At 69.4% G+C, this 23,376-nt stretch carries 27 protein-coding genes; 17 read left to right on the plus strand and 10 right to left on the minus strand.

From position 1 onward, the window contains the following. The first annotated feature begins 37 nt into the window (after positions 1–37). The 3 genes from N2M23_RS01920 to pheA are packed head-to-tail and all read left to right on the plus strand — an operon-like array spanning position 38 to position 2,702. The gene (locus N2M23_RS01920) at positions 38–517 is read left to right on the plus strand and encodes a DUF4446 family protein (RefSeq protein WP_265442881.1); all 480 of its coding nucleotides are present in this window, start codon (positions 38–40) and stop codon (positions 515–517) included. Beyond that, positions 514–1,773 (plus strand): MFS transporter, encoded by a 1,260-nt coding sequence (locus tag N2M23_RS01925; RefSeq protein ID WP_265442883.1) that lies wholly within the window; start codon positions 514–516, stop codon positions 1,771–1,773. Before N2M23_RS01920 ends, N2M23_RS01925 begins: the two co-directional genes overlap by 4 nt. After that, positions 1,770–2,702, plus strand: coding sequence for a prephenate dehydratase (pheA, locus tag N2M23_RS01930; RefSeq protein ID WP_265442884.1), 933 nt, complete (start codon positions 1,770–1,772; stop codon positions 2,700–2,702). Before N2M23_RS01925 ends, pheA begins: the two co-directional genes overlap by 4 nt. Before the next feature lie 51 nt (positions 2,703–2,753). Here pheA and N2M23_RS01935 read toward each other — a convergent pair whose 3' ends face one another. Then, positions 2,754–3,623, minus strand: a complete 870-nt coding sequence (locus tag N2M23_RS01935) for a class F sortase (RefSeq protein WP_265442885.1) — start codon at positions 3,621–3,623, stop codon at positions 2,754–2,756. A 234-nt stretch (positions 3,624–3,857) separates the two neighbouring features. Between N2M23_RS01935 and N2M23_RS21090 the strand changes: the two genes are divergently transcribed. Genes N2M23_RS21090 through N2M23_RS01960 form a run of 4 tightly spaced genes read left to right on the plus strand, consistent with a single transcriptional unit; the run spans position 3,858 to position 7,455 of the window. Continuing rightward, on the plus strand, positions 3,858–5,363 hold the full coding sequence (locus N2M23_RS21090; protein WP_425270171.1) for a fatty acid desaturase: 1,506 nt from the start codon (positions 3,858–3,860) through the stop codon (positions 5,361–5,363). Next, complete coding sequence (locus N2M23_RS01950) at positions 5,363–5,554, plus strand: ferredoxin (protein ID WP_265442887.1); 192 nt, start codon at positions 5,363–5,365, stop codon at positions 5,552–5,554. Before N2M23_RS21090 ends, N2M23_RS01950 begins: the two co-directional genes overlap by 1 nt. Positions 5,555–5,561: 7 nt before the next feature. Further along, positions 5,562–6,776, plus strand: coding sequence for an NAD(P)/FAD-dependent oxidoreductase (locus tag N2M23_RS01955; protein ID WP_265442889.1), 1,215 nt, complete (start codon positions 5,562–5,564; stop codon positions 6,774–6,776). A 10-nt stretch (positions 6,777–6,786) separates the two neighbouring features. Further along, positions 6,787–7,455 (plus strand): TetR/AcrR family transcriptional regulator, encoded by a 669-nt coding sequence (locus N2M23_RS01960; protein WP_265442890.1) that lies wholly within the window; start codon positions 6,787–6,789, stop codon positions 7,453–7,455. Between the two features lie 168 nt (positions 7,456–7,623). Here the strand turns inward: N2M23_RS01960 and N2M23_RS01965 are convergent, their stop codons facing one another. The 3 genes from N2M23_RS01965 to N2M23_RS01975 all read right to left on the minus strand — a co-directional run bounded on the left by N2M23_RS01965 (position 7,624) and on the right by N2M23_RS01975 (position 9,739). Then, positions 7,624–8,286 (minus strand): hypothetical protein, encoded by a 663-nt coding sequence (locus N2M23_RS01965; protein WP_265442892.1) that lies wholly within the window; start codon positions 8,284–8,286, stop codon positions 7,624–7,626. Positions 8,287–8,363: 77 nt separating this feature from the next. Then, positions 8,364–8,828: an SRPBCC family protein gene (locus N2M23_RS01970; protein ID WP_265442893.1), complete on the minus strand. Its 465-nt coding sequence runs from the start codon at positions 8,826–8,828 to the stop codon at positions 8,364–8,366. Beyond that, the gene (locus N2M23_RS01975) at positions 8,825–9,739 is read right to left on the minus strand and encodes a diacylglycerol/lipid kinase family protein (protein WP_265442894.1); all 915 of its coding nucleotides are present in this window, start codon (positions 9,737–9,739) and stop codon (positions 8,825–8,827) included. The genes N2M23_RS01970 and N2M23_RS01975 overlap by 4 nt, the downstream gene beginning before the upstream one ends. A 97-nt stretch (positions 9,740–9,836) precedes the next feature. On the opposite strand from N2M23_RS01975, the gene serS reads away from it, so the two are divergent. The 9 genes from serS to N2M23_RS02020 all read left to right on the plus strand — a co-directional run bounded on the left by serS (position 9,837) and on the right by N2M23_RS02020 (position 18,715). Further along, positions 9,837–11,141, plus strand: coding sequence for a serine--tRNA ligase (gene serS / locus N2M23_RS01980; RefSeq protein ID WP_265442895.1), 1,305 nt, complete (start codon positions 9,837–9,839; stop codon positions 11,139–11,141). A 76-nt stretch (positions 11,142–11,217) separates the two neighbouring features. Next, the gene (locus N2M23_RS01985; protein WP_265443867.1) at positions 11,218–12,498 is read left to right on the plus strand and encodes a sensor histidine kinase; all 1,281 of its coding nucleotides are present in this window, start codon (positions 11,218–11,220) and stop codon (positions 12,496–12,498) included. A 53-nt stretch (positions 12,499–12,551) separates the two neighbouring features. Beyond that, positions 12,552–13,553, plus strand: coding sequence for a hypothetical protein (locus tag N2M23_RS01990; protein WP_265442896.1), 1,002 nt, complete (start codon positions 12,552–12,554; stop codon positions 13,551–13,553). 35 nt (positions 13,554–13,588) lie between these two features. Next, positions 13,589–14,239 (plus strand): response regulator, encoded by a 651-nt coding sequence (locus tag N2M23_RS01995; protein ID WP_265443870.1) that lies wholly within the window; start codon positions 13,589–13,591, stop codon positions 14,237–14,239. Between the two features lie 94 nt (positions 14,240–14,333). Beyond that, the gene (locus N2M23_RS02000) at positions 14,334–15,215 is read left to right on the plus strand and encodes an ABC transporter ATP-binding protein (RefSeq protein WP_265442898.1); all 882 of its coding nucleotides are present in this window, start codon (positions 14,334–14,336) and stop codon (positions 15,213–15,215) included. After that, positions 15,212–16,387 (plus strand): ABC transporter permease, encoded by a 1,176-nt coding sequence (locus N2M23_RS02005; RefSeq protein WP_265442900.1) that lies wholly within the window; start codon positions 15,212–15,214, stop codon positions 16,385–16,387. Before N2M23_RS02000 ends, N2M23_RS02005 begins: the two co-directional genes overlap by 4 nt. A gap of 42 nt (positions 16,388–16,429) precedes the next feature. Beyond that, entirely contained in the window at positions 16,430–17,215 is a 786-nt protein-coding gene (locus N2M23_RS02010) for an HAD family hydrolase (protein ID WP_341870574.1), read from the plus strand. Position 17,216: 1 nt separating this feature from the next. Continuing rightward, positions 17,217–18,029, plus strand: a complete 813-nt coding sequence (locus N2M23_RS02015) for a TrmH family RNA methyltransferase (RefSeq protein WP_265442901.1) — start codon at positions 17,217–17,219, stop codon at positions 18,027–18,029. Between the two features lie 32 nt (positions 18,030–18,061). Beyond that, positions 18,062–18,715 (plus strand): VOC family protein, encoded by a 654-nt coding sequence (locus N2M23_RS02020; protein WP_265442902.1) that lies wholly within the window; start codon positions 18,062–18,064, stop codon positions 18,713–18,715. Between the two features lie 62 nt (positions 18,716–18,777). On the opposite strand, the gene N2M23_RS02025 is transcribed toward N2M23_RS02020, so the two are convergent. The 5 genes from N2M23_RS02025 to N2M23_RS02045 all read right to left on the minus strand — a co-directional run bounded on the left by N2M23_RS02025 (position 18,778) and on the right by N2M23_RS02045 (position 22,270). Then, positions 18,778–18,990, minus strand: coding sequence for a heavy-metal-associated domain-containing protein (locus N2M23_RS02025; RefSeq protein ID WP_265442904.1), 213 nt, complete (start codon positions 18,988–18,990; stop codon positions 18,778–18,780). A 63-nt stretch (positions 18,991–19,053) separates the two neighbouring features. Continuing rightward, positions 19,054–19,335 carry a metal-sensitive transcriptional regulator gene (locus tag N2M23_RS02030; RefSeq protein ID WP_265442906.1) on the minus strand — a complete coding sequence of 94 codons (282 nt, stop codon included), beginning with the start codon at positions 19,333–19,335 and terminating at the stop codon, positions 19,054–19,056. Between the two features lie 132 nt (positions 19,336–19,467). After that, positions 19,468–19,869 (minus strand): guanyl-specific ribonuclease, encoded by a 402-nt coding sequence (locus N2M23_RS02035; protein WP_265442909.1) that lies wholly within the window; start codon positions 19,867–19,869, stop codon positions 19,468–19,470. Positions 19,870–20,020: 151 nt separating this feature from the next. Next, positions 20,021–21,433: an adenylosuccinate lyase gene (purB, locus tag N2M23_RS02040; RefSeq protein WP_265442910.1), complete on the minus strand. Its 1,413-nt coding sequence runs from the start codon at positions 21,431–21,433 to the stop codon at positions 20,021–20,023. A 51-nt stretch (positions 21,434–21,484) separates the two neighbouring features. After that, the gene (locus N2M23_RS02045) at positions 21,485–22,270 is read right to left on the minus strand and encodes a VOC family protein (RefSeq protein WP_265442912.1); all 786 of its coding nucleotides are present in this window, start codon (positions 22,268–22,270) and stop codon (positions 21,485–21,487) included. Positions 22,271–22,426: 156 nt separating this feature from the next. Between N2M23_RS02045 and N2M23_RS20875 the strand changes: the two genes are divergently transcribed. After that, positions 22,427–22,852 (plus strand): DUF1232 domain-containing protein, encoded by a 426-nt coding sequence (locus N2M23_RS20875; protein WP_265442914.1) that lies wholly within the window; start codon positions 22,427–22,429, stop codon positions 22,850–22,852. 10 nt (positions 22,853–22,862) lie between these two features. Here N2M23_RS20875 and N2M23_RS02055 read toward each other — a convergent pair whose 3' ends face one another. After that, positions 22,863–23,351 (minus strand): low molecular weight protein-tyrosine-phosphatase, encoded by a 489-nt coding sequence (locus N2M23_RS02055; RefSeq protein ID WP_265442916.1) that lies wholly within the window; start codon positions 23,349–23,351, stop codon positions 22,863–22,865. Positions 23,352–23,376 lie beyond the last annotated feature (25 nt).

Here is a 23,376-nt window from a genome sequence, read left to right on the forward strand (position 1 = left end):
GGCAATCCGTGTCGGCCACCGGTCTAACCTCACTGCTGTGACCGCGACAACCATTGCCGTGCTGGCCGTGATCCTCGCCGTGCTGGCGCTGGCCGGTGCCGGTGCGGCCTGGCTGCGGCTGCGCGCGGTGCAACGGCAGTTCCGCGTGCTCTGGGGTGATGGTCCGCAGCGCGATGCGGCCGCGACCATGCGGATGCACATCGGCCGCATCGACGCCCTCGACGACCGGGTCACTCGCCTCGACGGCCGGGTCGACGGCATCGGCGAACATGTCGCGGCCGGGCTGCGGCATGTTGCGGTGGTTCGCTACGACGCCTTCGGCGACATGGGCGGCCGGTTGTCCTTCTCGGCGGCGATCATCGACGACGCCGGCGACGGGCTGGTGCTGTCGTCGATCCACGCCCGCGGCGAGTCGCGCACCTACGCCAAGGGCGTGGTCTCCGGTCGGTCCGAGATCACCCTCACTCCCGAGGAACAGCAGGCGCTGGCTTCGGCGCGCAGCGACCGGGCCGTATGACGGGGCGCGCCGCAGCCGACGCGACCCCGCTGCCGGCCGCGTTCACTCGGTTCTGGACCGGCGAGACGGTCTCGTCGTTCGGCACCTACGTCAGCGTGCTGGCGCTGCAGGTGATCGTGCTTGAGACGCTGCACGGCACGGTCGGTGACGTCGGCTGGCTCAACTCCGCCCGGTGGCTGCCGTATCTCGTGCTGGGCCTGTTCGCCGGTGCCTGGGTGGAGCGGCGCCGACGGCAGCCGGTGCTGGTGGCCACCGATTTGGCCGCCGGCGTGCTGCTCGGTGCGATCCCGGTGGCGTGGGCGTGCGGAGTGCTGTCGCTGCCCCTCCTGCTGGTGGTCGTGATGCTCTTCGGCACGGTCACCCTCCTCAACGGTGCCGCGTCGATGGCGGTGTTGCCGCGGCTGGTGGACCGGCCGCTCCTGCAACGCGCGCACGCCCGCATCGACGGCTCGGACGCCGTAGCCCAGGCGAGCGGACCGGCCCTCGCCGGCGTGCTGATCAAGGTGATGGGCGCGCCGCTGGCCGTGGTCGTGGACGCGGCGAGCTACCTCTTCTCGGCGGCGATGATGGCCTCCCTGCGGGTCGCCGACCCGATCCCGGCGGTGACCGGTCCGCGCAACCTGCGCCGCGAGATCGCCGACGGGATGCGCTGGCTCTACAAGGGCAGTCTCGGGCCGATGTCGGTGAGCACGCACATCTGGTTCGTCGGGAACGCGACCCTGGGAGTCGTCGTCCCGGCATACGCACTGCAGGTGTTGGACCTGCAGGTGCTGGCCTTCGCCATCACGAGCGCGGCGGCCGGCGTCGGTGCGCTGGCCGGGGCGAGTGTGACCACGCGGGTGGGTCGCGGAATCGGCACCGGGCGCACGATCATCGGCGCGCACGCGCTGTCCGCGGTCGCTGTCATGGTGATGGCGGCCGCCGGGTTGGGCAGCGGGGTCGGTGCCACGGTGGTGCTGGGCGTCGGCCAGTTGTTGCACGGCTGCGCGATGGGCCTGTCCAACTCGCACGAGATGGCCTATCGGCAGACGGTCACCCCCGATCACCTGCTCGCGCGCACCAACACCACCGGCCGCGCCTTCAACCGCGCGGTGGTGGTCGTCGTCGCGCCGCTGGCCGGTCTGCTCGCGACCGCGATCGGCGAGCGCGACACCCTGGTCGTTGCCGTGGTCGCCTTCGCGCTGGCCTGCGCGGTGCTCGCCGGTTCCACGGTCCGGACGGTCGATCTCACCTCCCGGACTCGTGAGCTTGAATGAACCCGATGAAGTACGGATATCTCGGTCCTGACGGCACGTTCACCCAGGCGGCGCTGCTCGCGTGGGAGCCGGCCGCCACCGCCGAGCAGGTCGCCTGTCCCTCGGTCGATCTCGCGCTCGCGGCGGTGCGATCCGGCGAGCTCGACGCCGCGATGGTGCCGATCGAGAACTCCGTCGAGGGCGGCGTCTCCGCGACGCTCGACGCCCTGTCGGTCGGTGAGCCGCTGCAGGTGATCGGCGAGGTGCTGGTCCCGATCACCTTCGTGCTGGTCGCACCCCCGGGCATCACGCTGGACCAGGTCCGCGCCGTCGGCACCCACCCGCACGGCTGGGCTCAGGTGCGCGGCTGGATGGCGGCCAACCTGCCCGAGGCAGTGCACGTGCCAACGCTCTCGACCGCCGGTGCGGCCGCCGGACTGCGGGACGCCGATGCGGCCTCCGATCCGCCGTCGTATGACGCAGCAGTCTGCGCGCCGGTCGCGGGGCACGGTCTGCAGGTGCTCGCCGAGCACATCGAGGACCGGGACGCGGCGGTCACCCGATTCGTGCTGGTGTCCCGTCCCGGCCTCAGTCCGGCGCCGACCGGCGCCGACAAGACAACCGTGGTGCTCTTCCAGAGCAGCGACCACCCCGGTGGTCTGCTCGAGCTGCTCGAACACTTCGCCGCTCGCGGCATCAACATGACCAGACTCGAATCGCGCCCGACCGGGGAGGCGATGGGCAGCTACTGCTTCTCGATCGACTTCGAGGGACACGTCCGCGACGAACGGGTCGGCGAGGCACTCACCGGGCTGCGCCGGGTGACCAAGGAGGTCCGCTTCCTCGGCTCCTACCCGCGCGCCGACGGCAAGGCAGCGTCGGTGCCGAAAACCGCTGCCAATGAAGCCTTTTCAGAGGCGCGCGATTGGCTCGACCGGCTGCGCGGCTGACGCAGTCAGGGTCGACTGCGGTCCTCACCGCGGCTCACGGCATACCTCGGATCAGGCGGGACGGGTCCAGACGACGTAGTTGTTCAGGTAGTGGCCGTTGACCATCTTCGAGGTGTTGTCACAGGTCACCAGCGTCACCACCGGAGTGGCGCTGCCGCCCCAAACCCGTTGATCCGTGGTCAGTTTCGTCTTCGGCACCGACTCCTTTCCGGTGACCCGGAGGCTGACGGTCTTGCCGTTGGTGCAACTCACCGTGACCGCGGAGCCGATGCCGACCTTGCGCAGGTTGTAGAAGTTGTCCGGCCCGTCATACGTCACGTGTCCGGCGATGACGGCGATGCCGTTCTGGCCCGGCTGAGCGGAGCGGTTGTACCACATCGTGGTGCGCGCGGGCGGGTAGATCTGGCCCTGCGAGTTGGTGCCCATCGGGACCACGCTTTCGCCGGAGATGCCGACCGAGGCGACCGTCATGCTGGACGGAATGCAGGTAGCGCCAGCGGGATTCGCGATCGGCTCGCGCTTGCTCTGCCCGGTCGGGTTGGGCAGCACGGAGTTGTTGGGCGGCACCGTGCTCTGCGGCGACGACCCGCCGGACTTCTTCGCGGACGACGAACCGTTGGTGGCGCTCTTCGCGGCGGACCCCTTCGACTCCTTGGCGGCAGACCCCTGCGATGCCGAGCCCGACTTCGACGCCTTCGACGACCCGGCGGCACCGGAGGAGCTGCCCGAACCCGAGCTGTTCGTCCCCGTGTCGGAGGCCGAGACCGATGACGCCGTTGCGGCGTTGCCCTCGGTGGAGGAGTCCGGTCGCAGGCTCCACGCCACGGCACCGACGCCGCCCGCGGCGATCAGGCAGCCCGCCACGATCGCTGCGGTCCCCTTTTGGCGGGAGGCGCGGTGTGCGCCGCCTTGGTTGGTCATCGCCCTCAGCTCTTCTGCGTCGACGTCGTGGTCCCGTGAGAGGCGAAGCACCCCTGCAGCCGATTATGAACGGCCGATCCGCCGGGCGCGACCGGAACCCGGCACGCCGAACCTGTGGGTTACGTGAACGTAGGGCGTTGCGGATCGCTTTCGCCATACCCCTTGACACCCACGGTTTACAAACGGCACTCTTTTGTAAACCGCAAACGTGATGGGAGTCACACCATGGCGATAATGGATGCATCCGGCACCGTGCCGGACGGTTCCACCGAAGGGTGGAAAGACAAGAAGCGTTACCTCTGGCTGATCGGCCTGGTGATCCCTTCGGCGTTCGTGGCGATCTACGTGCTCTACGCGCTGACCGGATGGTCGGTGCTGCTGTGGACCGGGCCGATCCTGATCCTCGGCATCGTCCCGGCGATCGACCTGGTCGCCGGTCTGGACCAGGACAACCCGCCCGACGACGTGATCGAGGCGCTGGAGAACGACAAGTACTACCGGTGGGTCGTCTACATGTACCTGCCGCTGCAGTACCTCGGCCTGATCGGCGTGATGATGCTGGTCGCCGGCTACAACCCGGTCGGTGAGATCCTCAACCTCACCGGCGGATCCGACTGGGTCGCCACCAACCTGGGCGAGCGGTTCGTCCAGCCGTGGGACCTCAGCGTGATCGACAAGATCGCGGTCTCCATCTCGATCGGCTGCGTCGGCGGCATCGGCATCAACACCGCCCACGAGCTCGGCCACAAGAAGGAGAGCCACGAGCGGTGGCTGTCCAAGATCGCCCTCGCGCAGAGCGCCTACGGCCACTTCTACATCGAGCACAACCGCGGCCACCACGTGCGGGTCGCCACCCAGGAGGACCCGGCCAGCAGCCGTGTCGGCGAGAACTTCTACCAGTTCTGGCCGCGCACCGTCAGCGGATCGCTGAAGAGCGCCTGGAACCTGGAGAAGAAGCGCTACGCCCGACGGGGCACCCACCCGTTCCACATCGGCAACGACGTGCTCAACGCCTGGCTGATGACCGCCGTGCTGTGGGGCGTGCTGATGGCCTTCCTCGGGATCGGCATCCTTCCCTACCTGCTGATCCAGGCAGTCGTCGGCTTCTCGCTGCTCGAGGTCGTCAACTACATGGAGCACTACGGCATGCTGCGCAAGAAGGTCGGCCCGGCCGGCAAGGAGCGCTACGAGCGGGTCGACCCCAGCCACAGCTGGAACTCCAACAACATCGCGACCAACGTGCTGCTCTACCACCTGCAGCGGCACAGCGACCACCACGCCAACCCGACCCGGCGCTACCAGGCGCTGCGCGACTACAAGGAGTCGCCGGTGCTGCCCACCGGGTATGCCGGGATGATCGTGCTCGCGATCGTGCCCGCGATCTGGCGCAAGGTGATGGACCCGCGGGTGCTCGCGCACTTCGACGGCGACATCTCGCAGGCCAACATCTCGCCGCGCAAGCGGGACAAGGTCCTGGCCAAGTACGGCAAGGCGATCGACCCGACCCCGATCAACGCGGCTCCGCTGCGAGTCGACAAGTCCGCGCACGACCAGAGCGCCAACCACGGCGGGCGCTGCCCCGGATGCGGTTACGTGTATGACGAAGCCGTCGGCGCGCCGCGCGAAGGCTTCCCGGCCGGCACCCCGTGGGACCAGATCCCCGACACCTGGTGCTGCCCCGACTGCGGTGTCCGCGAGAAGCTCGACTTCGTGCCGGTCAGCAAGACCGGGGTGGCGTGATGCAGATCGTTGCCGACATCGCACAGTGCGAGGGCCTCGGGATGTGCGAGGCGATGGCCCCGGACATCTTCGAGGTCGGGCCCGAGGGTCACGTCGTGATCCACGACCCCTCGCCGGACGAGTCACGCCGGCAGGACCTGCAGGCCGCGGTCGACTCCTGCCCGGTGCTCGCGCTCACTCTGCAGGACTGAGGCAGCCATGCGACTGGTCGTTGTGGGAGCCTCGCTCGCCGGGCTGCGCGCCGTCGAGGCCGCCCGGCGGGCGGGCTGCACCGACCCGATCACGCTGATCGGGGCGGAGCAATCGGCGCCATACGACCGGCCGCCGCTGTCGAAGGCGCTGCTGTGCGCCGACAACCCGGCGCAGGTGCTGCCGTTCCACGCCGAGGGGCACCTGCGCGACGAGCTCGGCGTCGAGTTGCGGCTCGGCACGCCGGCCACCGGGCTCGACGTCGACCGCCGCGAGGTGATCGTCGGGACCGAGCGCATCGGGTATGACGGGCTGATCATCGCCACCGGCGCCGCGGCCAACGCGTGGCCGATGGGCGCGGGCGTCGCGGGGGTCCACCCGTTGCGTACGGCGCAGGACGCGCTCGCGATCCGGGCTGCGCTCGACGCCGGTGCCCGCGTCGCGGTCATCGGCGCCGGCTTCATCGGGTCCGAGGTCGCGTCGGCGGCCCGGGCACGGGATCTGCCGGTCACCGTGATCGAGGCCGCGCCGCAGCCGCTGACCCGCTCGGTCGGCGGAGCCGTCGCCGACGTGCTCACCCGGTTGCACCGCACGGCCGGCGTCGACCTGCGGGTCGGCACCCAGGTCACCCAGGTGCACCAATCGCCTTCCGGTGTCACCGGATTGAGCCTCAGCGACGGCAGCCACGTGCCCGCCGACCTCGTCGTGCTCGGCATCGGCGCCCGACCGGCCACCGGCTGGCTGCGCGACTCCGGACTGCCGCTGCACTCCGACGGCGGCGTGCTGGTCGACGCCACCCTCGCCACCGGTGCACCCGGTGTGTACGCCGCGGGCGACGTCGCGCACTCACCGCACTCGGTCTTCGGCGACGACGTGCTGCGCCTGGAGCACTGGACGAGCGCCGCCGAGCAGGGCGCGGCCGCCGCACGGCACCTGCTCGACCCGTCGGCCGCGCGTCCGCTGCAGACCGTTCCCTACTTCTGGTCCGACTGGCACGGGCACCGGCTGCAGTTCGTCGGTGTGCCGAGTGCGGACGAGGTGCGCGTCATACGACCCGAGGTGGAGCGGTTCCTCGCGCTCTACCGGCGCGGTGACCGGGTGGTCGGTGCGTTCACCATCAACGGCCAACGCGAGATCATGCGCTACCGCCGGCACATCGTGGGGCAGGCGCCGTTCGAGGATGCGCTCGCCGAGGCCGCCGCTGCCGATGCGGTCGTCGCGTGAGGTGGCGGTGATGAGCGCCCAGCCGATCGAGGAGACCACGACCGCGCCTAGACTGGTGCGCGTGACCGCTCCCGCCCGCTCCGATGCCGACACGCTGCGCTCGCAACTGCTCGGCGCGGCGTCGCGGCTGACGATCAGCGAGGGCTGGTCGAAGGTCACCATGTCCCGGCTCGCCGACGAGGTCGGCGTGTCCCGGCAGACGGTCTACAACGAGTTCGGCAGCAAGCCCGCGCTTGCCCAGCAGCTGGTGCTCGGCGAGTTGCAGGTCTTCCTGGGCCGGGTGTTCGACGGCTTCGAGGCCAGCCCGAGTGACCCGGTCGGCGCGATCCACGGCGCCGCGCTCAATGTGCTTCGGCTCAGCCTGGAGAACCCGCTGCTGCACGCGGTGATCGCCGGCTCGCACGGCGCCGAGTCCGAGCTGCTGCCGCTGCTGACCACCGACAGCGAGGCGCTGCTGACCCTGGCCAAGGAAGCCATCACCGAGGGCATGCTCCGCTTCGAGTTGCGGCTCACCCGCGCCCAGCTCGACGTCGGCGTCGACGTCGTGGTGCGCACGGTGCTCAGTCACGTCATCCACCCGTCGGGCACGCCCGAGGAGACCGCCGCCGGGATCGCCTGGATCGCGAGCGTGGTGCTCGGCCTCGATGATCAGTGGGGCGACCCGAAGCTACGCGCCTGACCGCGGCGGCGGGGTGGGCACCCGCCGAGGTCGCGGCTCACGTCATTCGCGCGCTGGCACCGAGGTAGCAGTTGCGGTCGCTAAAGCGGCTTTATAGCGACAACGAGTGCTACCTCGGTGTCAGTTCACGCGGGCCGACGATCAGACACAACGCCGTGGTGCCCTTTCTCACCGACCCACCGCCCCCGGTTGCTGCTTGCGGGTGCGGTAGAGCTCGTCCGGGTCGATGCCGACCGCGCGCAGGTAGCGCCCTGCGGCTCGGTGGAGGCGCAGGGTGAGTGGTAGAGACAGCAGAAAGATCGCCAGCATGCAAAGCATGAAGAGCGCGAGTTTTCGGTTGGAGTTCCACTGCAGCGGCACGTTGATCCCGAAGATCAACAGCCCGAACGGCACGGACCGACGCCACGTGTGCCGCTGTTGCACGACCAGCAGCCGCGCGGACCGGGTCCCCAGGTAGCGCAGCAGCGGGTCGGAACTGGGCCGACCCGATCGGACCGACTTGGCCAACTGCCGCCGCTTCCGGAAGGGCAGCGCCAACTGCAGTGGCGCGAGCGACCCGCGGTAGCGCCGGAAGAGGCGGCGCACGAAGATCACGTACCCGGCGACGATCACCGCCGCGACGACCAGCCCGATGACCAGCCCGGCCGCCGAGCGGTGGTGCTCGCGATCGTGGTGCGGCGGGCTCGGCAGGACAACGGTGAACAGGAAGATCTCGAGCGGGATCGCGACCAGCACCGCAAGCCCGATCCGTATGGCGTACGGGCGTTTCCAGCCCCGGCGCAACCGCTCGACGTCGGCCTCCAGCCCATCCGGCACCGGCAGCGGCTCCACAAACGACCCCCTCGACGATCGCGCCGCCTCCCTGACAGCGTCGACCGGAGCTTACGGCTGGGAAACCCCCGTTGTGCTCATCCCTTGGGGTGACTTGCCGCGCGCTCCAGCCCACGCATCCCGGAGCGCATCATCGCCGCGTGGTTGGCGATCAACAGCGGCCGCATCGCACGCCAGGTCGACACCCGCCCGAGCACGCCGCCGACCATCAGGTCGACCTCCTGGGTGTAGGCGAGTGACGTCGCCGCCGGGCCGTCGGAGGTCAGCACGAACTGCGACCAGCCGACCAGGTCGCCGGCCAATGACGCTCGCAGCACACCGGATTCGGGATCCGCGACCTCGGAGGTGAGCTCCAGCCGGAGGGTCAGCGGCAGCACGCTGCGGATGTGCACCGAGCCGCGGGTTTCGTCATACGCGGTGATGGAGCGGATCTGTGGCCACCACCGGTCCCACGTCTCTCCCTCGGCGAGTATGGCGAAAACGTCGTCGCGCGCCGCGCCCACGCGGTGGGTGCTGGCGAAGCGGAAGTGCCGGGCGGTCACCGCGGCAGGCGCAGCACCAGTGCGGCCGGGTCGACCGCGAACCGGACGGCGCGCGCGGTGCCGATCACATCGCCGTCGACCTCGACACCGGTCGGTCGGTCGACGCGGACGGTCGCCTCGCGGCACAGGTGACGGGTCACCGCCTCGGAGTCTCGTGTGGAGCGGGTGAGCACCTTGGCGATGACCGGCAACCATCGAATCCCGCTGCCCCGCACCACAACCGCATTGAGCAGCCCGTCGTCCACAACCGCGTCCGGCATCAGCTTCATCCCGCCCTGCAACATGCCGCAGTTGCCGACCAGCACGCTGGTGACGTCCCGCTCGATCTGCACGCCGTCGTCGAAGCAGATCGTCGCGGGCACCAGGTCGTGCACCACCTGGCGCAGTCCGGCCGCGGGGTAGGCGAGCCAGCCGATCCGGCCCTTCAACTCCTCGGTGGTGGCGGCCATGATCTCCGCGTCGACCCCGATGCCGGACATCACCAGCCCGATCTCCTCTGCGCCGAACTGGCCAGAACCGTTGTCGTCCAACGCGATCCGCATGACGTCGATCTCGTGGTCGACGCCGGCGAGCGCGACGCGAAGCGCGGTCTCGAAGTGCCCGACCGGGAGTTTGAGCTGCCGGGCGAGCAGATTGCCGGTGCCAGAGGCCAGCACCGCGAGCGGTGTCCGCGACGGCAGCAACCCCGCAGCCACGCAGCGCACGGTCCCGTCGCCGCCGAGGGCAGCGACCAGGTCGACGCCCGCCTCGACCGCTTCGAGCGCCTGCTGCTTGCCCGGCTGCTCCACGGTGGTGTCCCACCAGAGCGGGTCTGCCCAGCCGTAGCCACGGAAGATGGCCGACAGGTCGGCTCGCAGTTTGCGGGAGTCGGGGACCTTGGTGGGATTGACGATGACCGCACCTCGACGCACGGCTCCACTCCTCACGATCGCCAGACGTTACCGGTCGGTTCGAGGTGACGTTATCGGGTTGCGGGCGGGGCCGTCCCGCCGCGTAGCCTTGGCCCTCGTGATCGACATCAAATTTCTGCGTGACAACCCCGACCTGGTGCGCGCCAGCCAGCGCGCCCGCGGCGCCGACGAGAGCCTCGTTGACCAGGTGCTGGCCGCCGACGAGAAGCGCCGGGCGTCCCTGTCGGAGTTCGAGAGCCTGCGCGCGGAGCAGAAGTCGGTCAGCAAGTCGGTCGGCGCGATCATGGGCAAGCTCGGCGCCGCCAAGAAGCAGGGTGGCGACGTCACCGCAATACAGGCCGAAGCGGACGAGGCGCGCGCCAAGGCGACCGAGCTCGCGGCCGAGGTGAAGCGCCGGGAGGCCGCCGCCGACGACGAGGGAGCGGAGTTCACCGGACTGCTGAAGAAGCTCGACAACATCGTGCTCGACGGCGTGCCGGCCGGCGGCGAGGACGACTACGTCGTGCTCGAACACATCGGTGAACCCACGACGTTCGACTTCGAGCCGCTCGACCACCTCGCGCTCGGCGAGAAGCTCGGCGCGATCGACATGGAGCGCGGCGCGAAGGTCGGCGGTGCCCGGTTCTACTTCCTGACCGGCGTCGGCGCTCGTCTTGAACTGGCGCTGCTCAACCTGGCGATGAACCAGGCGGTCGAGCAGGGCTTCATCCCGATGATCACCCCGACGCTGGTGCGGCCGGAGATCATGGACGGCACCGGCTACCTCGACGCGCATGAGGACGTCTACCACCTGCCCGCCGACGACCTCTACCTCACCGGCACTTCGGAGGTGGCGCTCGCCGGCTACCACCAGGGCGAGATCATCGACATCTCCGGCGGACCCAAGCGGTATGCCGGCTGGTCGTCCTGCTACCGCCGCGAAGCCGGCTCGCACGGCAAGGACACCCGTGGCATCATCCGCGTCCACCAGTTCAACAAGGTGGAGATGTTCGTCTACTGCGACCCGGCCGACGCGCAGGCCGAGCACCAGCGGCTGCTCGACTGGGAGAAGGAGATGCTCGCCAAGGTCGAGCTGCCCTACCGGGTGATCGACACCGCGGCCGGCGACCTCGGCGGTTCGGCGGCGCGCAAGTACGACAGCGAGGCGTGGGTGCCGACGCAGGGTCGCTACCGCGAGCTGACCTCGACCTCCAACTGCACCACCTACCAGGCGCGCCGGCTCGGCATCCGCTACCGCACGCCCGAGGGGCGCACCGAGCCGGTCGCCACACTGAACGGCACGCTCGCCACCACCCGGTGGCTGGTCGCGATCCTGGAGAACCACCAGCAGGCCGACGGCTCGGTCAAGGTGCCGGCCGCGCTACAGCCGTTCCTCGGGACGGACGTGCTGAAGCCGCTCTGAAGAAGGACCCGTCGCGGCCAACTCCGCCGCGCGACGGATCCTGGGTGCGCGGCTCCCGCCATACAGTTGCCGCGTGATGACCCGGCTGACGCAGTTCTTCGGGGTGGGCGACCCCTGGGTGCGCCCGCTGCCGAAGGACTGGCTGCGCGCGGATCTGGCGATCGCGTTGACCTTCACGATCGGCGCGTTCCTCGGGCTCGAACTCTCCCGCAGCATGGGCATGCTGGAGCGGTACGGCGGGCCGATCTGGGCGGAATACCTCGCGCTGAGCGTCGCGGGCGGTCTGCTCGTCTTCCGGCGCCGGTACCCGATCACCTCCATGGTGCTGATGGCCGCGACGATGTTCGTCACCGGTGTCACGATGACCGGGGTGATGGCGACGTTCATCGCGCAGATCACCTACCTGTTCGGCTTCTACAGCGTTGTCGCGTGGGGTCATCCGCGCGGTCGGATGCTGGCCGCGGTCGGGCTGATGGTCACGTTCATGTTCGGCTGGGTCGCGTGGCAGTTTCTCGCCCTCGACATCCCGAAGCGGCCGGCACAGGGCCTGTTCGGCTATCTGGCCGCCAACATCGTCTACAGCGTGCTCGTCAACGTCATCTTCTTCGGCGGAGCGATCCTGGTCGGGGTGATCTCGTGGCGGGAGAACCGGCAGCGCTCAGCCTTCGAGGCGCAGGCGCGCACCATCGACGATCAGGCGCGGGCGCTCCGCGAGCAGGCGGTGGTCGCCGAGCGACTGCGCATTGCCCGCGAATTGCACGACGTGGTCGCCCACCACGTGTCGGTGATCGGCGTGCAGGCCGGCGCTGCCCGCCGTGTCTTCGACAAACGACCCGATGCCGCGCGGACGGCGCTGGCCGGCATCGAGGAGTCGTCTCGATCGGCGGTCACCGAGATGCGTGCCCTGCTCGGCACATTGCGCGCCGACGGTGACGAATCTCGCGCGCCGGCACCGGGATTCGCCGATCTGGACCGGCTCGTCGAGGAGTATCGGTCCGCTGGGCTGGACGTCGACTTCCGGGTCGTGGACGCTGACCCGCCGCTCGCCGGGGAGCTGCCACCGGGGATCGGGCTCAGCCTCTACCGCACCGCGCAGGAGGCGCTTGCCAACGTGCGCCGGCATTCGACCGCACGCAGCGCGCAGGTCATCGCACGTCTCGATCGCCGGGACGGCAAGCCGTATGCCGAGATCGAGGTCCTCGACGCCGGCCTTGCGGTGCCCGGCTCGGGCGGCACCGGCCTCGGGCTCACCGGGATGCGCGAGCGCGTCGCCGCGCACGGCGGGGAAGCCGAGATCGGGCCGCGCGCCACCGCGGGTTACCGGGTGCGGGTGCGCCTGCCGTTCGTCGTGGGTTGAGGTCACCCCGATTAGAGTGACCCGAGAGCGACATACCAGAGCGGGAGGAAGGCATGTCCCACAATTCCTCGGGCGTTCCCGACGACGAGCGACGGCGCCGGGCGGAGCAGGAGACCACCCAGCAGCCGGTGATCGGCGCGGACGGCCGGCCGTGGCAGCCGCCGCAGCAGCAGCAGGGGCCACCCCCTCCACCACAGCCGTATGCCGGGGCGCCCGCTCCGCCGCAGTCACTCGGGCAAGGTTTCGGCCAGCGAAGCGGTGCGCAACCACAGCAGCCGCCGCAGCCTCAGCCGCAACCGCAGTTCCAGCAGCCGCAGCACCAGCAACCCCAGCCGCAACCGCAGCAGCACTTCCAGCAGCAGCCGCAGTACCAGCAGCCGGTCCCGGGCCAGCCGCACCCCGGTCAGCAGCCCTACTTCCCGCAGGGCACCCAGCCGTGCTTCCCGCTGGTGGCGGACAAGCTGTCCCAGCCGGCGCGCCTGCTCGGCTGGATCCCGGTCGCGATCGCGCTCATCGCCTTCATCGGCTGCTTCGGGACGTGGGCCACCGCGAAGGTGAGCGGTTCCTACCTCGGCACCAGCATGTCGATCAGCTCCTCGGTCAACGCCTTCAACCACCAGTCCTGCAAGGGCACCGGAGCCGGCGCCGGCGCCTGTGACGAGCAGGCCAACGGCAACAACGGCAGCTCCGACAGCTCCAGCTCGCCGTCGGCGACCGGCGACGAGGGCGGCGACTTGTGGGAGGGCTGGGTCGTGTCGCTCGTCGCGCTCCTGGTGGCCGGACTCGGGGTCGTCCGCGGGCTCGGTAAACGGGTGGCTGCGCTGCCCGCCGCCATCACGGCCGCGGTCGGCGGACTGGTCCTCATCGGGCTGCCGGTCTACCGGCTGATCTGGATCGGGGACAAGAGCGGCGATTTCGCCGACTCGATGAAGAGCTCGGGCATGCCGAGCGGCTTCGACACTAGTCTCACCTCCGGGTGGGGTCTGTGGCTGGTGCTGATCATGGGGGTCGCGATGCTCGCCGCGGGCATCGGCGGGGCCGTCAAACGCTGGTGAGCGAGTCGCAACCCGGGTCAGCCCCGCTGCGGGTGATGGTCGTCGACGACCAGCGTCTGGTGCGCAGTGGGTTCGCAATGATGCTGTCGGTCGAGGACGACATCGAAATCGTCGGCGAAGCCGCTGACGGAGCCGAATCCGTCGAAATGGCAAGGAAACTCCGGCCAGATCTGGTGCTGATGGACGTGCAGATGCCGGTCCTGGACGGCATCGCGGCGACCGAGCAGATTGTCGCGGAGGGGCTTGGCCAGGTGGTGCTGCTGACCACTTTCGACCGCGACGACTACCTCTTCGACGGGCTGCAGGCGGGCGCGAGCGGCTTCCTGCTGAAGAACACCGACCCGGACGATCTGGTCGAGGCGATCCGGTCGGTTGGCCTCGGTCATGCCCTGCTCGCCCCAGAGGTCACCCGGCGGGTGATCGAGCGGATGACGGCTGCCGGCTCGTCCGCCGACTCGGGCCGCGCACAGGCAGGCGCGCTGGACCGCCTGACCCCACGCGAGCGCGAGGTGCTCGAACTCGTCGGGCGCGGACTGTCCAACGGCGAGATCGCCGGGAAGCTCTTCCTGGGCGAGGCGACCGTGAAAACCCATGTGTCGAGCTGTCTTTCCAAGCTGCACCTGCGCGACCGGGTGCAGGCAGTCGTCTTCGCCTACGAGGCCGGGCTCCTTCGACCGGGGGACTGACCCGACCCGGCATCTCAGCCGCGCGGCTGATCCGCCATACGGCCGTCGGCCCTAGCGTCGAGGGCAACGCTGCAGGTGGACGAGAGGCGAGACGATGCTGCAAGTGGATCAACTGACCCGGCGATTCGGTGAGGTGACCGCGGTCGACCACGTGTCGTTCACCGTGCCCGACGGACTGCTCGTTGGTTTCGTCGGTGGCAACGGCGCCGGCAAGACCACCACCATGCGGATGATCATGGGCGTGCTCGGGATCAGCGACGGCGAGGTGCGCTGGAACGACGCGCCGGTCACCGCCGCCGAGCGCCGCACCTTTGGCTACATGCCGGAGGAGCGCGGCCTTTATCCCAAGCAACCGGTGGTCGACCAGCTGGTCTATCTCGGTCAGCTGCAAGGGCTTTCGGCCGGCGAGGCTCGATCCAGCGCCGATCTGCTGCTGGACCGCTTCGGTCTGGGCGGGCGCGCGAAAGACAAGCTGGAGTCCCTTTCGCTGGGTAACCAGCAGCGCGTGCAGGTGATCGCCGCCGTCATCGCCCGGCCCCGGCTGCTGGTGCTCGACGAACCGTTCTCCGGCCTCGACCCGCAGGCGGTCGACGACATGGTCGAGTTGCTGCGGGAATTCACCCGTGACGGCGTGCCGGTGCTCTTCTCCTCCCATCAGCTCGACCTGGTCGAGCGGTTGTGCGACCGCATCGTGATCCTGTCCCGCGGCCGGGTCGTGGCCGACGGCGCCGCGGACGACCTGCGCCACAGCGGCCCGGTCCGCCACCGCCTGGTCACCGGTGGAGACGTCGGTTGGGTGCGGGACCTCGGCTGGCTGCAGGTGGTCGATGTCGCCGGCGACCGGGCGATCGTGCAACTTGCCGCACCGCAGGACACCGACCGTCTGCTCGCCGAAGCCATGCGGAGGGGGTCGGTGCGCGAACTCGCCGAGCTCGTCCCGAGCGTCGCCGACATCTACCGGGAGGTGACGGCATGACAACGGGCTCGGTATGGCGCATCGTGGCGGCCCGCGAGATCGCGGTGAAGCTGCGCGACCGCAACTTCCTGGTCTCGACCGGCCTGATGCTCGTGCTGATCATCGTCGGTCTCGGCATACAGGTCTTCCTCGGTGGCAAGTCGCAGACCAAGACCGTCGCGGTCGCGTCCCCGGCGGCGAGTTCGATCGTCACGCAGTCGGGTAAGACCGCCGATGCGGCCGGCTCCGACCTCGAACTCAAGGCAAAGACCGTCGCCTCCACACAGGCAGTCGACCAGGCGGTCAAGGACGGCAAGGCCGACGCGGGGCTGGTGCCGCAGGGGAAGGGCTGGCGACTGATCGGCAAGTCCAGCCGCAACACCGAGCTGGCAACGTATGTCGGCCAGACGGTCAGCACTCAGGCGATCGCCCGCAACGCGGCCGCGGCCGGGACCAGCCTGGACGCGCTGCAACAGGGCGCCAAGCTGCAGTACGACCTGCTGCAACCCAAGGGCGACGACAACACCACCGAGGCCCGAGTGTCCGCGGTCGCCTTCGGCTTCCTGTTCTACCTGGCCGCGTTGCTCTTCGGTATGGCGATCGCCAACAGCGTCGTGGAGGAGAAGCAGAACCGCATCGTCGAGATCATCGCCTCGGCAATCCCGTTGCGGCAGTTGCTGATCGGCAAGGTCGTCGGCAACACCGTGCTCGCGATCGCGCAGGTCGGCCTGCTGGCGGTCGTCGCGGTCGGCGGCTTGGTCGTGACCGACAACGCCGGCCTGTTGAGCACCATCGCCGGAGGGATCGGCTGGTTCCTGCCGTTCTTCCTGATCGGCTTCCTCGCGCTCGCCAGCCTCTGGGCGGTCGTCGGCGCACTGGCAACCCGCATGGAGGACGTGCAGTCGACCTCCGCGCCGATGACGTCTCTGGTGATGGCGATCTTCCTGGGCGGCATCCTGGCCACCGGAGGGCTGCTGAAGATCCTGTCGTTCGTGCCGCTCTTCTCCACCATTGCGATGCCGGCCCGAGTGGTCTCCGGCGACGCATCCTGGTGGGAGCCGCTGGCATCGCTCGGGATTGCCGCAGTGGGCGCCTACTACATCCTGCGTATGGCGGAGCGGATGTATCGCTCCTCGCTCATGCAGACCAGCCGCAAGCTCAGCTTCCGGCAGGCGCTCGCCGAGAGTGACTGACGGTTCCGCCGACCCCAACCGGCCGACCCCTAAGGTTGGGGCGTGATCACCAAGAAGCTCGTCGCACTCGACATCGACGGCACCCTGCTGCATCACGACGGGCGGATGTCCGACGAGGTGCGCGACGCCGTGCAGGCGGTCGCGCGCGCCGGGCACCATGTCGTGATCGCGACCGGTCGCAGCGTCCTCGGCACCGTGCCGGTGCTCGAAACCCTGCAGTTGCCAAGGGGATTCGCCGTCACGTCCAATGGCGCGGTGCTCGCGCGGGTCCACGGGAGTGACTGGGAGGTCATCGACACGGTCACCTTTGACCCCGCGCCGGTGCTCGACGTGCTGGAGAACGCCTGGCCCGACGCAGTCGTCGGCATCGAGGAGCCGGGCATCGGCACCAAGGTGAGTGCCAACTTCCCCGACGGCGAGTTGATGGGCCCGGTGAAGGTCGTGCCGTGGCGGGAGCTCGGCGCCGAGCCGACCACCCGCCTCACCTTCCGGTCGCCGAGTGGCACCGCGGAGGATTTCGTCGAGCTGGTCGAGCGGCTCGGCTTGCACGGGGTCAACTACGCGGTCGGCTACACCGCCTGGCTCGACATCAACCCCGAGGGCGTCTCGAAGGCTTCGGCTCTGGAGCAGGTACGACGCAGGCTGCAGGTCGAGCCCGGCGACACGGTCGCGATCGGCGATCACCGCAACGACCTGGAGATGCTGGCGTGGGCGGCCCGCGGCGTCGCGATGGGCCAGGCGCCGGATGAGGTCAAGGCGGTCGCCGACGAGGTCACCGCGCCGGTCGAGGAGGACGGGGCTGCCGTCATACTCCGGCAGTTGGTCTGAGATGCCGGACGCGATCATCACCTCGCCGGCCAACCCGCGGCTCAAGGCGCTGCAGACGCTGCGGCGCAGGCGCGGCAGGGAGCAGGCCGGCCTCACCCTCGTCGAGGGGTATGACGAGCTCGGTCTCGCGCTCGACGCCGGCGTGCGTCCGCGCGAACTCTTCTACTGCCCGGAGCTGATGCTCGACCCGGCCGCGCAGCGGCACGTCGTGGACGCCGCCCGTGCGGCGGGCGCGAGCGTCGCGAGGCTGAGCCGCGCGGCGTTCGAGAAGGTTGCCTACCGCGAGGGCGCGGACGGGTTCCTGGCGGTCGTGCCGGCGGTGGGCACGTCGCTCGACGGGCTGTCGCTGCCGGACGACCCGTTTGTGCTGGTCGCCGAGGGTGTCGAGAAGCCCGGCAACCTCGGCGCGATGCTGCGCACCGCGGACGCCGCAGGGGTCGACGCGGTGATTGCCGCCGACCCGGTGACCGACTGGGGCAATCCCAACGTGGTGCGGGGTTCGAAGGGGACGGTCTTCGCCCTCCCGGTGGCGTCGGCCACGACCGTCGAGACGCTCGACTGGGCGCGAGCGCGCGGCATCCGGGTGGTGGCCGCGACCCCGGACACCGACATCACGCACACCGACGTCGACCTGACCGGCCCGATCGCGGTCACGGTCGGCACCGAGAAGCAGGGACTGACCCCGCAAGTGCTCGATCGGGCGGACGTCAGAGTCCGAATTCCCATGGTGGGCAAGGCAAATTCGCTGAATGTGGCCACATCGGCGGCGATTGTGTTGTATGAGGCGGTGCGCCAGCGGCCGACCCGCGTTTAGCGGCTAGTCGCCGTGGTGGCACGATGCTTGACATGCGAGTTGATCACCTGGTCTTTGCCGCAGAGCCTGACGGACTGGTCGCGACTGCGAAGCGGCTCGGTGACATGTTGGGCGTAGAGCCGGTCGACGGCGGGCTGCACCCACGGTTCGGCACCCGCAATTCCATCGTCCCGTTGCTGGAGCACCGCTTCCTCGAGGTTGTCGAGGTGCTCGACCACCCGGCGTCCGACAAGGCGCCGTTCGGGCAGGCCGTGCGGGCCCGTTCCGAGGCCGGCGGCGGCTGGCTCGGCTGGGTCGTCGAGGTCGAGGACATCTCGGTCGCCGAGCAGCTCGTGGGCCGTCCGGCGGTCCCAGGCAACCGGCACCGTCCCGACGGCGTCGAGGTCACCTGGAAGCAGCTCGGCGTGCGCGGCACGATGTCCGACCCGCAGGTGCCGTTCTTCATCGAGTGGACCCCGGGCCAGCAGCACCCGTCGCAGGACGGCGCCACCGACGCGGCGCTGGAGTCCCTGCAGATCGCCGGCTCGCCCGAGCGGGTGCGCGAGTGGCTCGGCCTGGTCGGCGAGCCCGGCGTGGACCGCGACGACTGGGAGCCGGAGATCACGTTCGACTTCATCGCCCCGATGGGCACTCCCGGCCTGATGTCGGTGTCGTTCCGATGCGGTGACGAGACCGTCGTCCTCTGACCCCCAGCACGCAAAACGCCGCGGCCGCTGATGCGGCCGCGGCGTTGTCGTCTGCCGGGGGCTCAGGCCAGCTGGTAGCCCGCCTCGTCGACCGCGGCCGCGATCGCCTGCGGGTCGAGGTCGCCGTCGCTGGTGATGTGCACCGGCGAGTCGCCGCCTTCGTTGAGTTGGACAGTGACGTCGCGGACGCCGTCGATGGTTTTGAGCTCTTCGGTGACCGCGTTGACGCAGTGGCCGCAGGTCATGCCCTGCACGGTGATGTCGGTCTGGGTCATGGTGATGCCTCCCGTTGTCGAATGATGCTGGTATGACGGGGCTTTCGCCATACCAGGGCAGCGTCAGCTGCGGACGAGCCGCGCGATCGCGTCGGACGCCTCGCGCACCTTCACCTGGGCTGCCTCGTCGGAGTCGCGTGCGGCGTCGACGACGCAGTGACCGACGTGGTCCTCGAGCAGCCCGAGGCTGACCGTCTGCAGCGCCTTGGTGACCGCGCTGACCTGGGTCAGCACGTCGATGCAGTAGGTGTCGTCCTCGACCATGCGCTGGATCCCGCGGACCTGGCCCTCGATGCGACGCAGCCGTTTGAGGTAGTCGTCCTTGGTGCCGGTGTAAGCCGCCATTGGTGTTCCTGCCGTTCTTCCGAGTCGATTCGCCCTCGAGTATACCCATAGGGGGTATGTCGGGGCGCCCGCACCCATCGTCACAAGAGCAAGGCCCACCCGCGCACGGGTGGGCCTTGCTCTGCGGTGCGGTCAGACGCCGGTGATCTTGCAGAACGACGCGTAGTGGTCGCCGGTGTAGTACCAGTTCGGCGGGCTGGTCAGCGGCGTACCGCCGGTGACGATGCGGCGGGCGCCGCGGGTGGAGGAGTTCGGCGTCTTGACGGTGTACTCGTGGTAGTAGCCGGCGGACTGCTGCGGCAGGATCCCCTCGCGGTTCTGGAATACGACACCGTCGTTGCTCGGGTAGGGGAACGGCCCGCCCTGCTTGATCAGGTTGGCGGTGGTCGTCGCCTCTGGCGGCAACGACGACAGTGCGCAGGACGGCAGGGTAGCGGCGGCGCGCGCCGGGGCTTCGGCGCCGGCGATGCCGACTCCGGCGACCAGCGAGGCGGCGGCGATGGTGTAACCGAGGCGGGGCATGAGTGTCTTCATGGGGCACGAGCGTGCCGTGCCAAGCCGACGATCGGGTGATCTGCTGGTCAAGAGCGGGTCAATGTTTGGTCAGCGGAGTGTTCGCCCCTGCCCGCGGCTACGCTCTGGCCGGTCAGGTCGCTGATCAAAAACTTGGTCGCCCGGATCTGACTCAGGCGTCGAGGTAGCGCACCAGCTGCGGCGCCAGGCCGACATACGTCGCCGGAGTGAGTGTCAGGAGACGCTCCTCGACCTCGGACGGCAGGCCGAGGCCCTTCACGAAGTCGCGCAGGTCGGCCTCGGTGATCCGTCGTCCGCGGGTGAGTTCCTTGAGCCGCTCGTAGGGCTGCTCCATGCCCGAAACACCCTGCGCCCCAAGGGCTCTCATCGCCGACTGGATCGGCTCGCCGAGCACCTCCCAGTTGGCGTCGAGGTCGGCGGCCATCGCTGCGGGCACTGCATCCAGCCCCGAGAGGCCGCGGCCGACGTTGTCGATCGCCAGCAGCGAGTGCCCGTATGCCGTGCCGATGTTGCGCTGCATCGAGGAGTCGGTGAGGTCGCGCTGCAGCCGTGAGGTCACCAGGGTGCGGGCAAGCACGTCGAGCAGGCCGTTGCTGACCTCGAGGTTGGCCTCGGCGTTCTCGAAGCGAATCGGGTTGACCTTGTGCGGCATCGTGCTGGACCCGACGGTGCCCTGGCCGCGCGACTGGGCGAAGTAGCCCATCGAGATGTAGGTCCACACATCGGTCGCCAGGTTGTGCAGGATCGCGTTGAAGCGGGCGATGTCGCTGTAGAGCTCGGCCTGCCAGTCGTGGCTCTCGATCTGAGTGGTCAGCGGATTCCACTGCAACCCAAGGTTTTCCACGAACGTGCGGGAGATCTCGATCCAGTCGGTGTCCGGCACCGCCTCGACGTGCGCGCCATATGTGCCGGTCGCGCCGTTGATCTTGCCGAGGTATTCGGCGGCCTCGATGCGGCGCAGTTGTCGGCGGAGCCGGTGCGCGAGCACCGCGAGCTCCTTGCCCATCGTGGTCGGGGTCGCGGGCTGGCCGTGGGTGTGCGCGAGCAGCGGCACATCGGCGAGTTCCTTTGCCATTGCTGCGATCTGGTCGACCAGAGCGTTCGCCCGCGGCAGCCACACCCGACGCGTCGCACCCTGCACCATCAGCGCGTAGGACAGGTTGTTGATGTCCTCGCTGGTGCAGCCGAAGTGGACCAGCTCGGAGAGGTCCACCGCGTCGTCGGCGCCGACGATCTGCGGCAGACGCCGCTTCAGGTAGTACTCGACCGCCTTGACGTCGTGCACGGTCTCGCGCTCGATGTCAGCGAGCTCGGCGATGTCCGCGGTGTCGAACTGCGCCGGAATGTCACGCAGCGCGGCGATCTCGGCGTCGGTCAGCGCACGCACGCCGGGCACCGCACCGTTGGTCGTGAGGTGGATCAGCCACTCGACCTCGACGTTGACCCGCTGCCGGTTGAGCGCGGCCTCCGACAGGTGGTCGACCAGCGGGGCGACGGCGGCACGGTAGCGACCGTCCAGCGCACCGAGCGCGATGGGCGGGGTGGAGTCAGCAAGCGAACGCATGGGGCAAAGTCTCCCAGAACCCCATGCGCTCTCCGCCAGGCGCCGGTGGCCTTACTCCGCGGGAGCGTCCGTGGCAGGGGAGAAGACCGTGAACACCTCGCCGTGCTTGCCCTGCAGGAGCGCCTCCGGACCGAAGGGGGTGTCGTAGGTCATCAGGATCTCGGCGCCGAGCTCCTGCGCGATCTGCGCCGAGGAGTCCCGGTCGGCGACCGCGAAGTGCACCAGCCAGTTGGCTGGGGTGTCGGCGTCCAGCTGATCGGCCTGGTGCATGCCGCCGACCACCGTGCCGTCCGGCAGCTGGATGGTGACGTACGCATCGTCGCGCTCGTCATACGTGTAACCGAAGACGCTGGCGTAGAACGTTTTTGCGGCCCGCAGATCGCGGGTCATCAGGTCGTTCCAGGTGACGGTGTCCGGCTCGTTGACGATGCCGAAGCCGATGTGGTCGCCTGCCTGCCACACCCCGAAGAGGGCGCCGGTCGGGTCCACGCACAGCGCCATACGGCCGAAGGTCAGCACGTCCTGCGGCTCGGCGACGACCTGGCCGCCGGCGTCGCGCACCTTGGCGACCGTTGCGTCCACGTCGTCGGTGGCCAGGTAGGTCACCCACGCGGTGGGTTGGTCCTGCTCCGTCTTGGGCAGGAGTGCCGCGGCCGGCTCGTCGTCCTTGAAGCAGGTCGTGTAGCCACCGGTCTCCTTCGCCCCCTCCTCCATGCGCCAGCCGAAGAGTTTGCTGTAGAAGTCACGCGCGTGGTGCATGCCGCGGTGCTCCGGTTCGAATGCGCAGTCGGTCCAGCACGGGGTGCCCGCGGGCCAGGGTGTCTTCCGGGTAGCCATGTGCGGAAGCTTAGGCGGCAACAGAAGTCGGAGTATGACGGGAGCCTCGACCGGGTTTGCGGGATCTTTGTCGAGTGGCCAGAATCGACGAAGTTCGTGAAATCGGTTACTCGGTCACCTGGGCGCACCTACGGTGGCGACGTGGGAGGAGATTCGGTGGGCGACGCATCCGACGAGATCGGGCTCGCTCAGCTGTTGGCCTCGGCGTCGTTCCGGCGGTCGCGGGAAGTTGCTGCGCAACTTGCCGGTGACATCGCCGGGCTGCGCAAGTTGTTGGCCGACGTCGAGGGCAAGGTCTTCGGGATCGGCCCCCTGACCGATTCGCCGCGCGGTGTGCACGTGGACATTGCCGGTGCCATGGTGGAGGCGCATCTGGAGGAGCTCACCGAGCCGGGCATCACCGACGAGAGGCGCGCTGCGCTGGCGGCGGACCCGCGCCCGCGCGTGGTGATCGCCGCGCTGCACTACCTGGTCACCGAGCGCGACGCCGTGCCCGACTGGCTACCCACCGGGCATCTGGACGACTTGCTGATCCTGCAGTGGGCGACCGACGTCGCGCGCGGCGATCTGCCGTTGGTATGACGCAGCGGACTCAGCGCAGTTGCTTCTTCAGCTCGTCGACCAGCCCGCGGCAGGCGGCCTCGACCTCCTCGCGGCACCGGTCGAAGTCGGCGGCGTTGCCGTAATAAGGGTCGTCGAGCTCCAGATCCCCGGATTGCATTGCCACCGGGTCGAATTCGCGCATCAGACGCACGTCGGCGTCGGGCGCGCCGCCACCGGCAAGGTGGAGAATCTCCCGGACGTGGCCGCGGTCGGCGCCCAGGATCAGGTCGCGCTCGGTCAGGTATGACGGGTCGATCTGCTTGGCGCGGTGGGTGCTGCCGTCGTAACCGCCACGTCGCAGCGCAGCGACCGTGCGCGGGTCGGCCGGCTCGCCCACGTGCCACGCGCCGACACCGGCGGAGTCCACGGTGACCTCGTCGCCGAGCCCGGCCTCCGCCAGCATCGACCGGAGGATGACCTCGCCCATCGGCGACCGGCAGATGTTGCCCGAACACACGAAACACACGGCGTAGCTCACCCGATCGACCCTACGTGACCGCACC

The organism is Flexivirga meconopsidis, from assembly GCF_026162425.1.
GTDB lineage: Bacteria > Actinomycetota > Actinomycetes > Actinomycetales > Dermatophilaceae > Flexivirga > Flexivirga meconopsidis.